This window comes from Burkholderia cepacia (genome assembly GCF_001039005.1).
Taxonomy (GTDB): Bacteria; Pseudomonadota; Gammaproteobacteria; order Burkholderiales; family Burkholderiaceae; genus Burkholderia; species Burkholderia theae.
In genome coordinates, this window is the sequence record NZ_LDWR01000050.1 from 172,773 (window position 1) to 188,990 (window position 16,218).

The following is a 16,218-nucleotide window of genomic DNA, read 5'->3' on the forward strand; positions in this document are numbered from 1 at the left end:
CGAGCCGCAACCCTCAAACAGAGGAATCCTATGCAAGATGCTGAACCACGGCACGACGCGCCACGCCCGTTGCCGCGCCTGATCGCGCTCGACTGGGGCACCACGTCGCTGCGCGCCTACCTGATGGCGGACGCGCTGACCGTGCTCGATGAGCGGGCCGAGCCGAAGGGCGTGATGCAGATAGGCGGTGCGGGCGTCGCGATCGCGGACGCCTGCGATGCGGCCTTCGAGGACGTGTGTGGCGCGTGGCTCGATGTGTGGCCCGCGTTGCCGGTGGTCGCGGCCGGCATGGTCGGCAGCGCGCAGGGCTGGCGCGAGGCGCCATACGCCGACGTGCCGATCGACGCGGAACGGCTCGGTGCGTCGCTGCAGGCGGTGCGCGCGCGGCGCGGCGCGACCGTGCACATCGTGCCGGGGCTGATCCAGCGCGGCGAACTGGCGAACGTGATGCGCGGCGAGGAGACGCAGATCGTCGGCGCGCTGCATGCGAGCGGCACCGTGCACGCATCGGCGTCGCCGCGCTGGATCGGGCTGCCGGGCACGCATTCGAAATGGGTGGCCGTGCGCGGCTCGCGCATCGAACGCTTCCGCACGTTCATGACGGGCGAACTGTACGCGCTGCTGTGCGCGCACAGCCTGCTCGGCCGCACGATGCGGCCGTCGGCCGGGTTTGCGCAGGCGGCGTTCGAGCGCGGCGTGCGCGCCGCGCAGGCGGGCCATGCGACGGGGCTGCTCGCGACGATCTTTGGCAGCCGCGCGCGGTTGCTGGCCGGCGAACTGGCGCCCGACGAGCAGGCCGACTACCTGTCCGGCGTGCTGATCGGTCATGAACTCGCGGGGCTGGCGGCCGAAGACGGCGGGCCGGCCGGCGCGGCAAGCGCCGCCGCGCCGCGACCGATGCTGATCGGCGATGCCGCGTTGTGCGCGCGTTACCGGCACGCGGCATCGCTGTTCGGCTGGCCGCCCGTCGACACGATCGACGGTGCGGCGGCAGCCGGCCTGTGGGTGCTGGCCGAGCGGGCGGGGCTGTTGCCCGCGGCAAGCGAAGGGGCACCGGTTCGTCTCGACGAACCGGCTGCCGGAATGGGCGGCCGGCGTGCGGATCGACCTGCGGTCGATCCGATGCCGGATCACGAATGCAATATTTCGGGAGACTGACTTTGAAACACTGGAAGATTGTCGCAGCGCCGTTGATCGGCGCGCTTGCAGCGTGCGGTGGTGGAGAGTCGCCGGACGGCGTGGCCGGGCAGCAGCTTGCCGCGGCGCCGGCGGGTGGACAAGCAGCAGGACAGGTGGCTGGCGCAATGCCCGGCACACTGCACGTCGACTGTTCGCTCGGTGCAACCGGAACGGGATCGGCCGAGCCGGTCGGCACCGCAGCGCATCCGATCAACGATCTCGCGACGCTGAACCGGATCGTGCTCACACCCGGCACGCACGTGCGCTTCAAGCGCGGTACCACCTGTAACGGCAGTTTTTCGCCCGCACCGGGCAGTTCCGGCACGGCCGGCGCGCCGATCGTCGTCGACGCGTACGGCGACCCGAAGGCACCGCGGCCCGTCATCGCGGCCGGCTGCACGGATGCAACGGCGGACCCCGACCAGTCGATCACCGAGCAGCACAAGACGCCGAGCGGGTTCAGCGGTTATTACTCGCTGTGCAAGTCGGACAACCCGGTCGTGAACCGGGCGGCCATCTATCTTTACAACACCCAGTATTGGGAGATCCGTTCGCTGGAGCTGACCAACGATGCGTCGACGCCCGGCGGGCGCCTCGGGTTGTACGTGCGGCTCGAGGATTACGGCACCGGCAGCCACTATCACGTCGACGACGTATACGTGCATCACGTTCGCGGCTATCTGCACGACGTCGCCGGCAATACGGTCGGGTCGTACAAGACGACCGGCGGGATGCTGTTCGAGGTGACCCGCGACAACGAAGCAGTCGGCACGAAGGAGAAGCCGACCAATTTCGACGACGTCGCGGTCGAGAACAGCGAAATCTACAACGTCGACGCGGTTGCGCTGTCGACCCGGTCCGCCTGGATGTGCCGGGAGGGCGGCGCGCCGTGCGGTGACTATCCGCCGTACAAGGGCAATCCGGCCTACCTCACGAATCCGGCCACGCATGCGGCGTCCGACTATTTCCCGATGACGCGAGTCGTGTTCCGCAACAACCTGCTCCATAACGTCGGCGGCGACGGCATCATCGTCCGCACGGCCAGTGCGCCGAAGGTCGAGGCAAATCACCTGTTCGACATCTGGATGCGTGCGCCGGGCAATAGCGCCGGTGCGTGGGCGATCAACACGGACGATGCGCTGTTCCGGTACAACGAAGTCAATGGCGTGCGGCTCCAGAACAATATCGAAGCCGGCGACGGGATGGCGTTCGACGCGGATCTCGGCACGCGGAACACGCGTGTCGCCGCGAACTTCAGCCACGACAACGACGGCGGCCTGATGCTGTTCTGTGGATGCGGTTCCGACGGACTGGGCCACGTCGCGCAGGAGACGGGCGCGGTCGTCGAAAACAACCTGAGCCTGAACGACAAGCGGCGGATCATCTCCGCAGCGGGTTCGGACCAGTCCGTCGTGCGCGACAACGTCGTGATTTCGCGCACGCCGGGCCTCGTGACGCCGATCGTCGAGAACCTCAGCTACGCGAACGCGTTCCAGGTGACGGGCAACCGCTTCTATAACGCATCGGATAGCGGTGCCATTTTCCGCACGAAGAATCCGCAAGGCAGTTACGCGAACATCGTGTGGAGCGGCAACACGTACTTCGGTTACGCGGCGGATCCCGAGTTCACCGGGCCGAACTATCGGCACGGCGCCGAGCCCGATACGGTTTTGCCGTTCGGCGGGCAGGACGTGGATGCGGTCGCCGGCGAATGGTCGCGGGCCAGCGGGTTCGACAAGCACAAGTACCGCGCGCCGCACGCGCGATGACGGCATGGGCGCCGCGCGTGCGGCGCCCGGTCGCGGGCCGAACGCGTGCGCGGCTTGACCACCGTCAACATTCGAACCCGCCATCCGCCGATGATGGTGACATGGCCGCGCGCGACAGGGCGCGCGGCAGTTCACCCCAGCGAGGTTCGCATGTACGAGAAGATCATGGTGGCCGTCGACGGCAGCGCTTCGTCGAAACTGGCGCTTGCCGAGGCAGTGAAGATGGCACTGGTGGGCGACACGCACGTCAGCGTCGTGTATGTGGTCGACAAGTCGGTGCTGTTCACTTACGCGGGTCGCATCGACCCGCATGCGCTCGTCGAGGAAATCCGCGACGACGGGCGCAAGGTGCTGCGCGAAGCCGAACAGATCGTCGCGCTGGCCGGCGCGAAGGGCGAGGCCGAACTCGTCGAGACCGAGAGCATTGGCGAGGACATCGCGGAGCGCCTGCAGCGCTACGTGAAGGAGCGCGGGATCGATCTCGCGGTGGTCGGCACGCACGGGCGGCGCGGCATCCGCCGCGTGTTGCTCGGCAGCGTCGCCGAGCGCTTCGTGCGCGGCTCGAAGTGTCCGGTGCTGCTGATTCGCGGCGACGATGCCGACGTGTCGGCCGCCGCTGCTGCTGCGTAACGCGGCGCGCGATGATACGCCGCCAGTACCGGATCGTCGTCGCGGCGATTGCGGTGTTCGTGTCGCTCGCGGGAATGATGGCCGTCGTGACCGGGCTGCTGTTCGATGCAACGGTGGCGCTGCGCGGCGGCGCCATCGCGTTGGTCGTCGGCGTGGCCGGCTTCGTCGTGATGCTCAATCCGGGCGCGAAAGGCGAGGAATGACGCGCGCGTGCAGGGCCGGTTTCTTTCGGCCGACGGTGCCGGAAGCAACCGGCAACCGCTTTCCGAAAGACCGCCGATAGCCGCCGCCACGCCGGCCTCATTGCTTCGCGCAGCCATGCCGCGCCGTTGCTCCGTTTACTCGCTTGCCGTACCCGGCGCTTTCGCGCCGTCCTGCCCGACCTGTATCTCCAGCCGCTTCAGCGTTTCCGCCAGCTCCGCGTTCTTCGGCTGAATCTTCGCCGCCTGCGCGAACGCATTGCGCGCCTCATCCTGGCGGCCCAGTTTCCACAGCACCTCACCCTTGTGCGTCAGGCCGGTTGCATAGGCTTTACGCGTGTCACTGTCGTCGTCGCTGTCCTTCGCGAAGATCGCGATCGAGCGGTCGAACCACGTGAGCGCTTCGTCGTTGCGACCGAGGCGATACAGCGCCCAACCCTTGCTGTCCAGCGCATACGCATCGTCCGGCGATTGCGCGAGATGCGCGTCGATCATCGCGAGCCCGCGATCGACGGCGATGCCCGAGTCGGCGAGGCGATAACCGATGTCGTTCCGGCGCTCGTCGGGGATGTCGCCGAGGTCGAGCACGGCGGCGACGCGGGCCGTATCGCGGTCGGCGATCGCGAGCGCCAGCAGCTTGGTGACGATCTGCTGCCGCAATTCGGTACTGATCCGGTCGCCGTTGGCGACCAGGCTGCCGAGGTATTGCGTGTACAGGTCCGGCGCACCCGGATCGCTCCCGCTGTTCGCGATGGCCGCGCCCGGGCCTGCGCACCAGTCGGCGTCGGCTGAACCGGCGAGTATCCCCGTGTAGAGATTGATGTTCCGCGGCGTGCGCGATTGCGCGTAGTAGCTGTAGCCATTGGCATCCGAGTAGCCGCACGCGAGATATTCGCGGTCGACGTCCAGCACATACGGAAAGCCACGGAGCGGCTCCTTGCCGGATGAATCTTCCAGCCGGAACGATTCGCCCATGTCGCCTTCGCCGATGATCGGGTTGAACACCCATTGTTTCTCCGGATGCGATTTCGGCAGCCGGATCTTGACGGTGCGCCCGGCGGCGTCGGTCGTGCCGAAGATCACGCTGTCGTGCTGGTCCGGCTTGACGGGCAGGCCCGCGATGACCTGACCGGGCAGGAACAGCCGGTACCGCGCATTCGGCAGCGGCTGGTGCGTGACGGGGTCGCGCAGCACGAACTGGTGAACGTAGGCGCCTTTCCCGAACTGCGCGGTCGGCGCGACGTAGGTGCGGGCGTGGGCGGCGGGCAGCGCGGCGCAGCCGAGCGCGGCGGCAACCAGCGTGGCGAGAAGACGTGATGTCATGGATTTTCGGTTCTTATATGGGAAGGCGTGATGGACCGACGGCCGGAACTGCACTGAATGTCCGACGCCGCGTTCGATACACGATGCGCCGAGGCCCGTGAACCCTGCTGCGAAACGCGGGGTCGTCCAGTGCACTGCAATGCGGATTCCGCTCGCGGCACCGCGATGCGCGGAGGGGAACGAAACGGATGACGCGGGAATGCAGTGCGCAGCATAGCAGGCCGTGCCGCGCAGTCGCGCCCCATTTGGGTTTTGTTGTTGCGTTCGAATGAACGATACCGTGATTTGTATCAAATCGTGATATGTCGATCCGCACGACAATCGGTTTGACCCGGGTGAAAAGGGCGGAACGATCGAAATCCGATCGACCTTTACAACCGGTATTTCACCTCCTTAAATAATCAGGGTCTGCCAAAAGACCGGAAAAACGAGATCCCCATGAGCCATTTCCTGGATAGATTGCGTTATTTCTCCACCACGCGGCCACGCTTTTCCGACGGTCACGGCGCCGTCACGGATGAAGACCGTCGATGGGAAGACGGCTACCGGATGCGCTGGCAGCACGACAAGATCGTCCGCTCGACGCACGGCGTGAACTGCACGGGCTCGTGTTCGTGGAAGGTCTATGTGAAAGGCGGGATCGTCACCTGGGAAACCCAGCAGACCGACTATCCGCGCACGCGCCCCGACATGCCGAACCACGAGCCGCGCGGCTGCTCGCGCGGTGCTTCGTACTCCTGGTACCTGTATAGCGCGAACCGGCTCAAGCATCCGCTCGTGCGCAGCGCGCTCGTGAAGCTGTGGCGCGAGCGCCGCCGCACGCTCGGCCCGGTCGAAGCGTGGCGCTCGATCGTCGACGACGACGCGGCGCGGCGTTCGTACCAGAGCCGGCGCGGGCTCGGCGGCTTCGTGCGCGCGAGCTGGGACGAGGTCAACGAAATCGTCGCGGCGGCCAACGTGCACACGGTCGAGCGGCACGGCCCCGATCGCGTGGTCGGCTTCTCGCCGATTCCGGCGATGTCGATGGTGTCGTACGCGGCCGGCTCGCGCTACCTGTCGCTGATCGGCGGCGTGTGCCTGAGCTTCTACGACTGGTATTGCGACCTGCCGCCCGCATCGCCGCAAACGTGGGGCGAGCAGACCGACGTGCCGGAATCGGCCGACTGGTACAACTCGACGTTCATCATGATGTGGGGCTCCAATGTCCCGCAGACGCGCACGCCGGACGCGCACTTCCTCGTCGAGGCGCGCTATCGCGGCACCAAGGTCGTGTCGGTGTTCCCCGACTACTCGGAAGGCGCGAAGTTCGGCGACTTGTGGCTGCATCCGAAGCAGGGCACCGATGCGGCGCTCGCGCTTGCGATGGGGCACGTGATCCTGAAGGAATTCCATCTGGCGGGGAAGAGCGATTACTTCGCCGACTACTGCAAGCGCTATACCGACATGCCGTGCCTCGTGCGCCTCGTGCCGCACGGCGACGGCTACGTGCCCGAGCGCCTCGTGCGCGCATCCGACTTCGACGACGCGCTCGACGAGGCCGCGCATCCGGACTGGAAGACCGTGATGATCGACGACGCGAACGGCGAGTTCGTCGTGCCGGTCGGTTCGGTGGGCTTTCGCTGGGGGCAGCAGAACGACGCCGACAAGGGCAAGTGGAACCTGCGCGGCGAGACGTCAAAGGGCGCGGCGCTGTCGCCGCGGCTGTCGTGCACGACGGCGCACGACGACGTGGTCGACGTGCTGTTCCCGTACTTCGGCAACCAGCCGCACGCGCATTTCAACTCGACGCAGCATGCTTCCGAGCTGTCGCGCCGGATCGGCGTGCGGCGGGTCGCGACGCGCAACGGCGACATGCTGGTCGCGACCGTCTACGACCTGTTCGTCGCGAACTACGGGCTTGACCAGGGCCTCGGCGGCCGCGACGTGGCCGCGAGCTACGACGACGACCTGCCCTACACGCCGGCATGGCAGGAGACGATCACCGGCGTGAAGCGCGCGGACGTGATCTCGGTCGCGCGGCAGTTCGCGGAGAACGCGCACAAGACGCAGGGCAAGTCGATGGTGATCATCGGCGCGGGGATCAACCACTGGTTCCATATGGACATGTCGTACCGCGCGATCATCAACATGCTGATCATGTGCGGTTGCATCGGCAAGCCGGGAGGAGGCTGGTCGCACTACGTGGGCCAGGAGAAGCTGCGGCCGCAGACCGGCTGGACGGCGCTCGCGTTCGCGCTCGACTGGACCCGCCCGCCGCGGCAGATGAACGCGACGTCGTTCTTCTATGCGCACACCGACCAGTGGCGGTACGACTCGATGGATCCCACTGCACTGCTGTCGCCGCTCGCGGACAAGTCGCAGTTCCACGGCGCGCCGATCGACTACAACGTGCGCGCGGAACGGATGGGCTGGCTGCCGTCCGCGCCGCAGCTCGCGGTGAATCCACTGAAGGTCGGCGCGGCGCTCGCCGATCCCGCGCACGCCGGCGCCGACATCGCGCAGCAGTTGAAGTCGGGCGCGCTGAAGATGGCGAGCGAGGATCCCGATGCACCCGGCAATTTCCCGCGCAACCTGTTCGTGTGGCGCTCGAACCTGCTCGGTTCGTCCGGCAAGGGCCACGAATATTTCCTGAAGCACCTGCTCGGCACGACCAACGGCGTGCAGGGTGAGGATCTCGGTGCGACGGGCGGCTTGCGCCCCGAGGAAGTGACGTGGCACGACGAGGCGCCGCGCGGCAAGCTCGACTTGCTCGTGACGCTCGACTTCCGGATGTCGACCACCTGCATGTATTCGGACGTCGTGCTGCCGACCGCAACGTGGTACGAGAAGGACGACATGAACACGTCCGACATGCACCCGTTCATCCATCCGCTGTCGGCGGCGGTCGATCCCGCGTGGGAATCGAAGAGCGACTGGGAGATCTTCAAGGGGATCGCGAAGCGCTTCTCCGAGCTGTGCGACGGGCATCTGGGCGTCGAGCGCGACGTCGTGCTCGCGCCGATCGCGCACGACACGCCGGGCGAACTCGCGCAGCCGTTCGACGTGCAGGACTGGAGGCGCGGCGAATGCGAGCCGGTGCCGGGCCGCACGATGCCGACGGTGACCGTCGTCGAGCGCGACTATCCGAACACGTATGCGCGCTTCACGTCGCTCGGGCCGCTGATGGACAAGCTCGGCAACGGCGGCAAGGGGATCGGCTGGGACACGAAGGACGAGGTGAAGCTGCTCGGCGAGCTCAACTACAAGGTGGCCGACGGCGCCGCGCAAGGGCGGCCGCGCATCGACACGGCGCTCGACGCGGCCGAGGTGATCCTGGCGCTCGCGCCCGAGACCAACGGCGAAGTGGCGGTGAAGGCGTGGCGTGCGCTGTCCGGCATCACCGGCATCGACCATACGCACCTGGCCGCCGCGCGCGCGGACGAGAAGATCCGCTTCCGCGACATCCAGGCGCAGCCGCGCAAGATCATCTCGTCGCCGACGTGGAGCGGGATCGAGTCCGAGCACGTGTCGTACAACGCCGGTTACGTGAACGTGCACGAACTGGTGCCGTGGCGCACGATGACCGGCCGCCAGCAGCTCTACCAGGATCACGCATGGATGCGCGCGTTCGGCGAATCGCTGTGCGCGTACAAGCCGCCGGTCGATACGGGCAGCTACGCGCACATGGTCGGCACGCGCTCGAACGGCAACCCCGAACGCGTGCTGAACTTCCTGACGCCGCACCAGAAGTGGGGGATCCACAGCACGTACACGGACAACCTGCTGATGCTGACGCTGTCGCGCGGCGGCCCGATCGTGTGGATGTCGGAAGACGATGCGAAGGCGATCGGCGCGGTCGATAACGACTGGATCGAGTGCTACAACTCGAACGGCGCGTTGTGCGCGCGGGCCGTCGTCAGCCAGCGGATTCCGTCCGGGATGGTGATGATGTATCACGCGCAGGAGAAGATCGTGAACACGCCGGGCTCCGAGATCACCGGCACGCGCGGCGGCATCCACAACTCGGTCACGCGTATCGCGCTGAAGCCGACCCACATGATCGGCGGTTACGCGCAGCTCGCGTACGGTTTCAACTACTACGGCACGGTCGGTTCGAATCGCGACGAGTTCCTGATCGTGCGCAGGATGAACAGGATCGACTGGCTCGATGGTGAAGAAGCCGGAGCCGCTACTGAAAACGTTCGCGGCTTTGCATGAGATGGGAGTAAGCGCTAAAGCGCCAACTCCCATCGACACAGGAGAAACGTCATGAAGGTACGCGCACAGATCGCGATGGTGCTGAACCTCGACAAGTGCATCGGGTGCCATACCTGCTCGGTGACCTGCAAGAACGTGTGGACGAGCCGCGAAGGGATGGAATACGCGTGGTTCAACAACGTCGAGACGAAACCGGGCATCGGTTATCCGAAGGACTGGGAGAACCAGGACCGCTGGCGCGGCGGCTGGCAACGGCGCGCGGACGGCAAGATCGAGCCGCGCCTCGGCGGCAAGTGGCGACTGCTCGCGCAGATCTTCGCGAACCCGCACCTGCCCGAGATCGACGATTACTACGAGCCGTTCACGTTCGACTACGCGCATCTGCAGGAAGCCGGCAATACGCGCGCGATGCCGGTTGCGCGGCCGCGCTCGCTCATCAGCGGCCAGCGGCTCGAGAAGATCGAGTGGGGGCCGAACTGGGAGGAAATCCTCGGCGGCGAGTTCGAGAAGCGCGCGAAGGACTATAACTTCGAATCGATACAGAAGGACATCTACGGGCAGTTCGAGAACACCTTCATGATGTACCTGCCGCGCCTGTGCGAGCACTGCCTGAACCCGGCGTGCGTTGCGGCGTGCCCGTCTGGCTCGATCTACAAGCGCGAGGAAGACGGCATCGTGCTGATCGACCAGGACAAGTGCCGCGGCTGGCGCATGTGCGTGTCGGGGTGCCCGTACAAGAAGATCTACTACAACTGGCAGAGCGGCAAGGCCGAGAAGTGCATCTTCTGCTATCCGCGCATCGAGGCCGGCCAGCCGACCGTGTGCTCGGAAACCTGCGTGGGCCGCATTCGTTATCTCGGCGTGCTGCTGTACGACGCCGACCGGATCAGCGAGGCGGCCAGCGTCGAGAACGAAAAGGACCTGTACGAAGCGCAGCTGTCGCTGTTCCTCGATCCGGAGGATCCGGCCGTGATCGCGCAGGCCGAGCGCGACGGCGTGCCGGCCGCGTGGATCGACGCCGCGCGGCGTTCGCCGACCTACAAGATGGCGATCGACTGGAAGATCGCGTTCCCGCTGCATCCGGAATACCGGACGCTGCCGATGGTGTGGTACGTGCCGCCGCTGTCGCCGATCAACTCGGCCGCGAACAGCGGCGCGCTCGGGATGAACGGCTATCTGCCGGACGTCGAATCGCTGCGCATTCCGCTGCGCTATCTCGCGAACCTGCTGACGGCCGGTGACGAGGCACCCGTGAAGCTCGCGCTCGAACGGCTGCTCGCGATGCGCGCGTTCATGCGCGCGCGGCACGTGGACGGCATCGATGCGCGCGGCGTGCTCGACCAGGTCGGGTTGTCGCTCGCGCAGGTCGAGGAGATGTACCGCTATCTCGCGATCGCGAACTACGAGGATCGTTTCGTGATCCCGACGACGCACCGCGAGTACGCGGAGAACGCGTACGACCTGCGCGCATCGTGCGGCTTCTCGTTCGGCAACGGCTGCTCGGACGGCCGTTCCGAAGCGAGCCTGTTCAGCACGAAGAAGGGCGCGAAGACGATTCCGATCCACGAGGCTTCGCGATGAGCACCGCACCCGATCCGACCTATGCGGCGCTCGCGGCGCTGCTCGACTATCCCGACGATTCGCTCGTTGCCGCGCTCGACTCGATCGAAGCCCACCTGTGCGACCGTACGCGCGTGCCCAAAACGGTGCGCGCGGGTCTCGACCGGTTCTTTGCCTACGTGCGCGAGCGCGATCTGCTCACGCTGCAGGAGAACTATGTCGGCCTGTTCGACCGCGGCCGCGCGACGTCGCTGTACCTGTTCGAGCACGTGCACGGCGAATCGCGCGACCGCGGGCAGGCGATGGTCGACCTGCTGCAGATGTACGAGCGGCACGGGCTGTTCCTGAACCCGGGCGAGTTGCCCGACTACCTGCCCGTGTTTCTCGAATACCTGTCGCGGCTGCCGACGCCCGACGCGCGCAAGCTGCTCGCCGAAACCGGCGAGATCCTGCGCGCGCTGGCCGGGCAGCTCGCGCAGCGCGGCAGCCATTACAGCTTCGTCGTCGGCGCGCTGCTGCCGCTGGCCGGACTCGCGCTGGCCGACGCACCGGACGCCGTCGACGACGACGTGGCCGCCGAGCGGCCCGACTACCGCGCGCTCGATGCGTCGTATGCGGACGAGGCCGTGCGCTTTGTCGGCGCGACCACGCCGGCATCGGCGGAGCAGACGGTGCGGTTCCACGACAAGCGACCGGCCCGCGGCGCGTAAGCGCGGGCCCAACTGGGGACACTCATGAACGGTTATCTACATCAGTTCCTGTTCGGGATCTACCCGTACATCTGCCTCGCCGTGCTGCTGGTGGGCAGCCTGATCCGCTTCGACCGCGAGCAGTACACGTGGAAGAGCGATTCGTCGCAGCTGCTGCGCCACGGCATGCTGCGGCTCGGCAGCAACCTGTTCCACTGGGGCGTGTTGGTCGTCGTGCTCGGGCACTTCGGCGGTTTTCTCGCGCCGCACTGGCTCGTGTCGCCGTTCCTGTCGGCGTCCGGGCACCAGCTCGTCGCGATGGTGGGGGGCGGTGCGGCCGGCATCGCGGCGATCATCGGGCTGACGATCCTGATCTGGCGGCGCCTCGGCGACCCGCGCATCCGCCGCAACAGCCGCAAGTCGGACATCCTGATCGTGCTGATGCTGTGGGTGCAGCTCGCGCTCGGGCTCGGCACCGTCGTGCTGTCGACGCGCCACATGGACGGCGCGATGTTCGAACAGCTCACCGACTACGTGAAGGGCGTCGTCACGTTCCGGCCGGACATCGCGAGCCTGCTCGTCGGCGTGCCGCTGACCTACCGGCTGCATATCCTGCTCGGCTTCACGATCTTCCTCGTGTCGCCGTTCACGCGGATGGTGCACATCTGGAGCGGCATCGCATCGGTCGCGTACCTGATCCGTCCGTACCAGCTCGTGCGCAAGCGCTGAGGAGGCCGCATGAACGACGTTCTTTCCGATGCACCGGCCGCGTTGCGCATCAGCGGCGTCGCGATCGGCGACGACGCGATCGCGGCCGAGGCCGCGCATCACGGCGACACGCCCGATCCGCTCGATGCGGCGCGGCGCTCGCTCGCGGTGCGCGAGCTGCTGCGGCAGCGTGCGGTGGCGCTCGCGCTGCTTGACGAAGGCGCGCCGCTCGACGACGCAGCCGTCGATGCGTTGCTCGAGCGCGAGCTGACCCACGTGCCCGAACCCGACCGCGCGGATTGCGAGCGCTACTACGCGCAGTATCCGGCGCGTTTTCGCCGCAACGACATCGTCTATGCGAGCCATGTGCTGTTCGCGGTGACGGACCGCGTGCCGCTCGCGCCGCTGCGGCAGCGCGCGGAAAGCGCGCTGGCCGACGTGGTCGCCGCGCCCGACACGTTCGAAGCGGTCGCGCGCGCGTCGTCGAACTGCCCGTCGGCTGAAGTCGGCGGCAGCCTCGGGCAGCTGCTGCGCGGCGACACGGTGCCGGAATTCGAAGCCGCGCTGTTCGAGACGGAGGGGCTCGGCGTGCTGCCGAAACTCGTCAACACGCGCTTCGGCTTCCACATCGTGCGCATCGAGCGGCGCGTGCCGGGCGATGCGGTGCCGTTCGACGAAGCCGCCGCGCAGATCGCCGCGTACCTGTCGGAACGTGTGCGGCAGCGGGCGATGCGGCAGTACGTGGCGATTCTCGCGGGCAGTGCGCGCGTCGAAGGCGTGACCTTCGACGGCGCGAACGGGCCGCTCGTCCAATGAAACGAGGTTTTGCGTATGGCAACTCAACAAGGTAATGCGGGGCCGGTCGCGAACGTGCCGGCCATCCCGCTGCGCGCGTGGTCGGTACTCGCCGCGAGCACGCTCGCGTTCATGGTGTGTTTCGTCGTGTGGATGATGTTCGGCGTGCTCGGCGTGCAGCTGCGCACCGATCTCGGGCTGAACAGCACGGAGTTCGGGCTGCTCACGTCGACGCCCGTGCTGACCGGAGCGTTGATGCGCTTGCCGCTCGGCACGTGGACCGACCGCTTCGGCGGACGCATCGTGATGACGGTGCTGCTCGTCGTGTGCGCGGTGCCCGTCTATATCGTCAGCTACGCGACGCAGCTCTGGCAGTTCCTGCTGATCGGGCTGTTCCTCGGTTGCGTCGGCGCGTCGTTCGCGGTCGGCACGCCGTATGTCGCGCGCTTTTTTCCGCCGCAGCGGCGCGGGCTCGCAATGGGCGTGTTCGGCGCGGGCACGGTCGGCGCAGCCGTCAACCTGTTCGTCACGCCGCTGCTGCTCAATGCGTACGGCTGGCGCTTCGTGCCGCGCGCGTATGCGGTCGCGCTGCTCGTCACGGCCCTGATCTTCTGGTTCGCGTCGGCGCCCGATCCGGGCGCGGGCAAGCGCGGCGGTTCGCTGCTCGATTCGTTCAAGGTATTGCGCGACCCGCGCGTGTGGCGGCTCTGCCAGTACTACTCGATCACGTTCGGCGGCTTCACCGCGCTGTCGCTGTGGATTCCGCAGTACCTGAAGAGCGAATACGGGATGTCGCTCGTGATGGCGTCGGCGTTCGCGGCCGGCTTCTCGCTGCCGGGCTCGGTGCTGCGTGCGCTCGGCGGCGCGCTGTCCGATCGCTTCGGCGCGCATGCGGTCACGTGGTGGGGGCTGTGGGTCGCGTGGATTGCGCTGTTCCTGCTGTCGTATCCGGCGACCGACTTCGTGATCCACACGATCGACGGCACCGCGACGCTGAACGTGTCGATGCCGGTGGCCGGCTTCGTCGCGCTGACCTTCGTGCTCGGTGCGGTGTTCGCGCTCGGGATGGCATCGACCTTCAAGTACGTCGCCGACGATTTCGCGGACAACATGGGCGTCGTCACGGGGATCGTCGGGCTCGCGGGCGGGCTCGGCGGCTTCCTGCTGCCGATCCTGTTCGGCGTGCTGCTCGACCTGCTGCGCGTGCGCACGACCTGCTTCATGTTCCTGTACGGGATCGTGTGGGTGTCGCTGATCCTCATCTATCTGTCGGAAGTGCGGCGCACGCCGGTCACGGGCTGACGATGGCGGTTCGATACACTTGCGCGATGTCGGGAAAGCTCGGCGTCGCGTAAGCGCATCGTGGTGCGGGGAAGCCCTCGCACGACGTATCCGGCCGCACGCGCTTCTGTCAAACTGGCGCCCATGAAACCGCGCCTCGCTTCACCGCCTTCTCCCGATTCCGCGCCTGCGCCCGCAGGCTTTCCCGACGCCGACGAACTGGCCGCGCTGCGCGCGTGGTACGCGGGCATGACCGTGCGCCAGGCCGTCGAGCGTTACCTGCCCGATCGTCTCGGCGCCGGGCGGTCGGCGCGCGGCGTGATCGGCGGCATTCGCCGCCGCCTCGTGCGCGTCGCACGGCAGGCCGGTCGGCCCGATCTTGCCGAGCGGCTCGGTCATCCCGACGGTGAGCGTTTACGGGAGGCGAAAGCGGCTAACGAAGCGATCGGCATGTTGCGTCACGCGCGCGCGCCGGCGCCGCAGATCAGCGATGACGTCGGCCTGTGGTTGCCCGCACGCGCGGTTGCCGCACTGCGTGCGCACGGGATCGCGACGCTCGCCGATCTCACGGTGCGGATTCCGCGCCGGCGCCAGTGGTGGAGCGCGATCGCGGGCCTCGGCGTGGCCAGCGCGCGCCACATCGAGGCGTTCTTCGCCGCGCATCCGGACCTGACCGAACGGGCGCGCGCGCTGATCGCCGCGACGCCGCGCGGCAGCATCGTGCCGTGGGAGCAGTTGAAGCTGCCGCACGAGGTCGATGGCTCGGCCGGCACGTTCCGCGCGCCGCGCGCGACCAGCACGCTCGACGCGGACAACGATTACGCGGCCGTGCACGCATGGCTGTCGCTGCACGAATCGGCCGCGACGCGGCGCGCTTACCGCAAGGAAGCCGAGCGGCTGATCCTGTGGGCGATCGTCGAGCGCGGCCGCGCGCTGTCGTCGCTGACGACCGAGGATGCGGTTGCGTATCGCGCATTCCTGCGGCGCCCGACGCCGCACGAGCGCTGGGTCGGGCCCGTGCGGCCGCGCAGCGCGCCCGACTGGCGGCCGTTCTCGGGTGCGCTGTCCGCGCGTTCGGCGGCGTACACGTTGTCGGTGCTCGGCGCGCTGTTCCGCTGGCTGATCGAGCAGCGCTATCTGCTCGCGAATCCGTTCGCGGGCGTCAAGGTGCGCGACACGCGCGGCGCGAACGCACTCGACACGTCGCATGTGTTCACCGAAGGCGAGTGGCTGCTCGTCCGCACGATCGCCGACGGGCTCGAGTTCCGCAAGGAGGCGTCGTCCGGCTGGACGCCGGCCGCCGCGCAACGGCTGCGCTTCATCCTCGATCTCGGTTATGCGACGGGGCTGCGCGCGAGCGAGCTGGTCGGCGCGATGCTCGGCGACATCGAGACGGACGCGCACGGCGATGCGTGGCTGAAGGTGATCGGCAAGGGACGCAAGGCCGCGCGCGTCGCGCTGCCGCCGCTGGCACGTACTGCGCTCGATCGTCACCTGGTCGCGCGCCGGTTGCCGGTCACGCCGGCGCGCTGGCGGCCCGATACGCCGCTGATTCCGAGTCTTGCGGAAGACGATGGGGCGGCGATCACGAGCGTGCGGTTGTGGAAGGTGATGCAGCGCTTCTTCGCGCAGACCGCCGACGCCGTCGATGCCGACAACCCCGCGCTCGCGCAGAAGCTGCGGCAGGCGAGCCCGCACTGGATGCGTCATACGCATGCGACGCATGCATTGGCGCGCGGCGCGGAGTTGACGACCGTGCGCGACAACCTGAGACATGCGTCGATCTCGACGACGTCGATTTATCTGCATGGCGACGATGTGAAGCGCGCGCGGCAGATGTCGAGCGCGTTTGCGGCAGACAAGTAAGTAAGCGGAAGGTGCGGACGC

General features: G+C 67.5%; 12 protein-coding genes. 11 read left to right on the forward strand and 1 reads right to left on the reverse strand.

Annotation, left to right across the window (positions count from 1 at the left end; translation table 11 throughout):
* Nucleotides 1-30 precede the first annotated feature (30 nt).
* From VL15_RS28255 to VL15_RS28270, 4 genes are all read left to right on the forward strand, one after another.
* On the forward strand, nucleotides 31-1,158 hold the full coding sequence (locus tag VL15_RS28255) for a 2-dehydro-3-deoxygalactonokinase (RefSeq protein ID WP_080970973.1): 1,128 nt from the start codon (nucleotides 31-33) through the stop codon (nucleotides 1,156-1,158).
* 2 nt (nucleotides 1,159-1,160) lie between these two features.
* Nucleotides 1,161-2,948, forward strand: a complete 1,788-nt coding sequence (locus tag VL15_RS28260) for a hypothetical protein (RefSeq protein ID WP_155420307.1) — start codon at nucleotides 1,161-1,163, stop codon at nucleotides 2,946-2,948.
* Between the two features lie 150 nt (nucleotides 2,949-3,098).
* Nucleotides 3,099-3,578, forward strand: a complete 480-nt coding sequence (locus VL15_RS28265) for a universal stress protein (RefSeq protein ID WP_048249977.1) — start codon at nucleotides 3,099-3,101, stop codon at nucleotides 3,576-3,578.
* Between the two features lie 11 nt (nucleotides 3,579-3,589).
* Nucleotides 3,590-3,781, forward strand: a complete 192-nt coding sequence (locus tag VL15_RS28270; protein ID WP_048249978.1) for a DUF2964 family protein — start codon at nucleotides 3,590-3,592, stop codon at nucleotides 3,779-3,781.
* A gap of 135 nt (nucleotides 3,782-3,916) precedes the next feature.
* Here the strand turns inward: VL15_RS28270 and VL15_RS28275 are convergent, their stop codons facing one another.
* Nucleotides 3,917-5,101 carry a tetratricopeptide repeat protein gene (locus VL15_RS28275; RefSeq protein ID WP_048249979.1) on the reverse strand — a complete coding sequence of 395 codons (1,185 nt, stop codon included), beginning with the start codon at nucleotides 5,099-5,101 and terminating at the stop codon, nucleotides 3,917-3,919.
* A gap of 438 nt (nucleotides 5,102-5,539) precedes the next feature.
* Here VL15_RS28275 and VL15_RS28280 point away from each other — a divergent pair, with 438 nt between their 5' ends.
* From VL15_RS28280 to VL15_RS28310, 7 genes are all read left to right on the forward strand, one after another.
* On the forward strand, nucleotides 5,540-9,298 hold the full coding sequence (locus VL15_RS28280; protein ID WP_048249980.1) for a nitrate reductase subunit alpha: 3,759 nt from the start codon (nucleotides 5,540-5,542) through the stop codon (nucleotides 9,296-9,298).
* A gap of 51 nt (nucleotides 9,299-9,349) precedes the next feature.
* On the forward strand, nucleotides 9,350-10,879 hold the full coding sequence (narH, locus tag VL15_RS28285; RefSeq protein ID WP_048249981.1) for a nitrate reductase subunit beta: 1,530 nt from the start codon (nucleotides 9,350-9,352) through the stop codon (nucleotides 10,877-10,879).
* Nucleotides 10,876-11,568, forward strand: coding sequence for a nitrate reductase molybdenum cofactor assembly chaperone (gene narJ / locus VL15_RS28290; RefSeq protein WP_048249982.1), 693 nt, complete (start codon nucleotides 10,876-10,878; stop codon nucleotides 11,566-11,568). Before narH ends, narJ begins: the two co-directional genes overlap by 4 nt.
* A 24-nt stretch (nucleotides 11,569-11,592) precedes the next feature.
* A complete protein-coding gene (gene narI / locus VL15_RS28295) occupies nucleotides 11,593-12,276 on the forward strand; it encodes a respiratory nitrate reductase subunit gamma (RefSeq protein ID WP_048249983.1) in 684 nt (227 codons plus the stop codon).
* A 9-nt stretch (nucleotides 12,277-12,285) separates the two neighbouring features.
* Nucleotides 12,286-13,071 (forward strand): peptidylprolyl isomerase, encoded by a 786-nt coding sequence (locus VL15_RS28300; protein WP_048249984.1) that lies wholly within the window; start codon nucleotides 12,286-12,288, stop codon nucleotides 13,069-13,071.
* A gap of 15 nt (nucleotides 13,072-13,086) precedes the next feature.
* The gene (locus VL15_RS28305; protein ID WP_048249985.1) at nucleotides 13,087-14,352 is read left to right on the forward strand and encodes an MFS transporter; all 1,266 of its coding nucleotides are present in this window, start codon (nucleotides 13,087-13,089) and stop codon (nucleotides 14,350-14,352) included.
* A gap of 123 nt (nucleotides 14,353-14,475) precedes the next feature.
* Nucleotides 14,476-16,197 carry a site-specific integrase gene (locus tag VL15_RS28310; protein ID WP_048249986.1) on the forward strand — a complete coding sequence of 574 codons (1,722 nt, stop codon included), beginning with the start codon at nucleotides 14,476-14,478 and terminating at the stop codon, nucleotides 16,195-16,197.
* Nucleotides 16,198-16,218 lie beyond the last annotated feature (21 nt).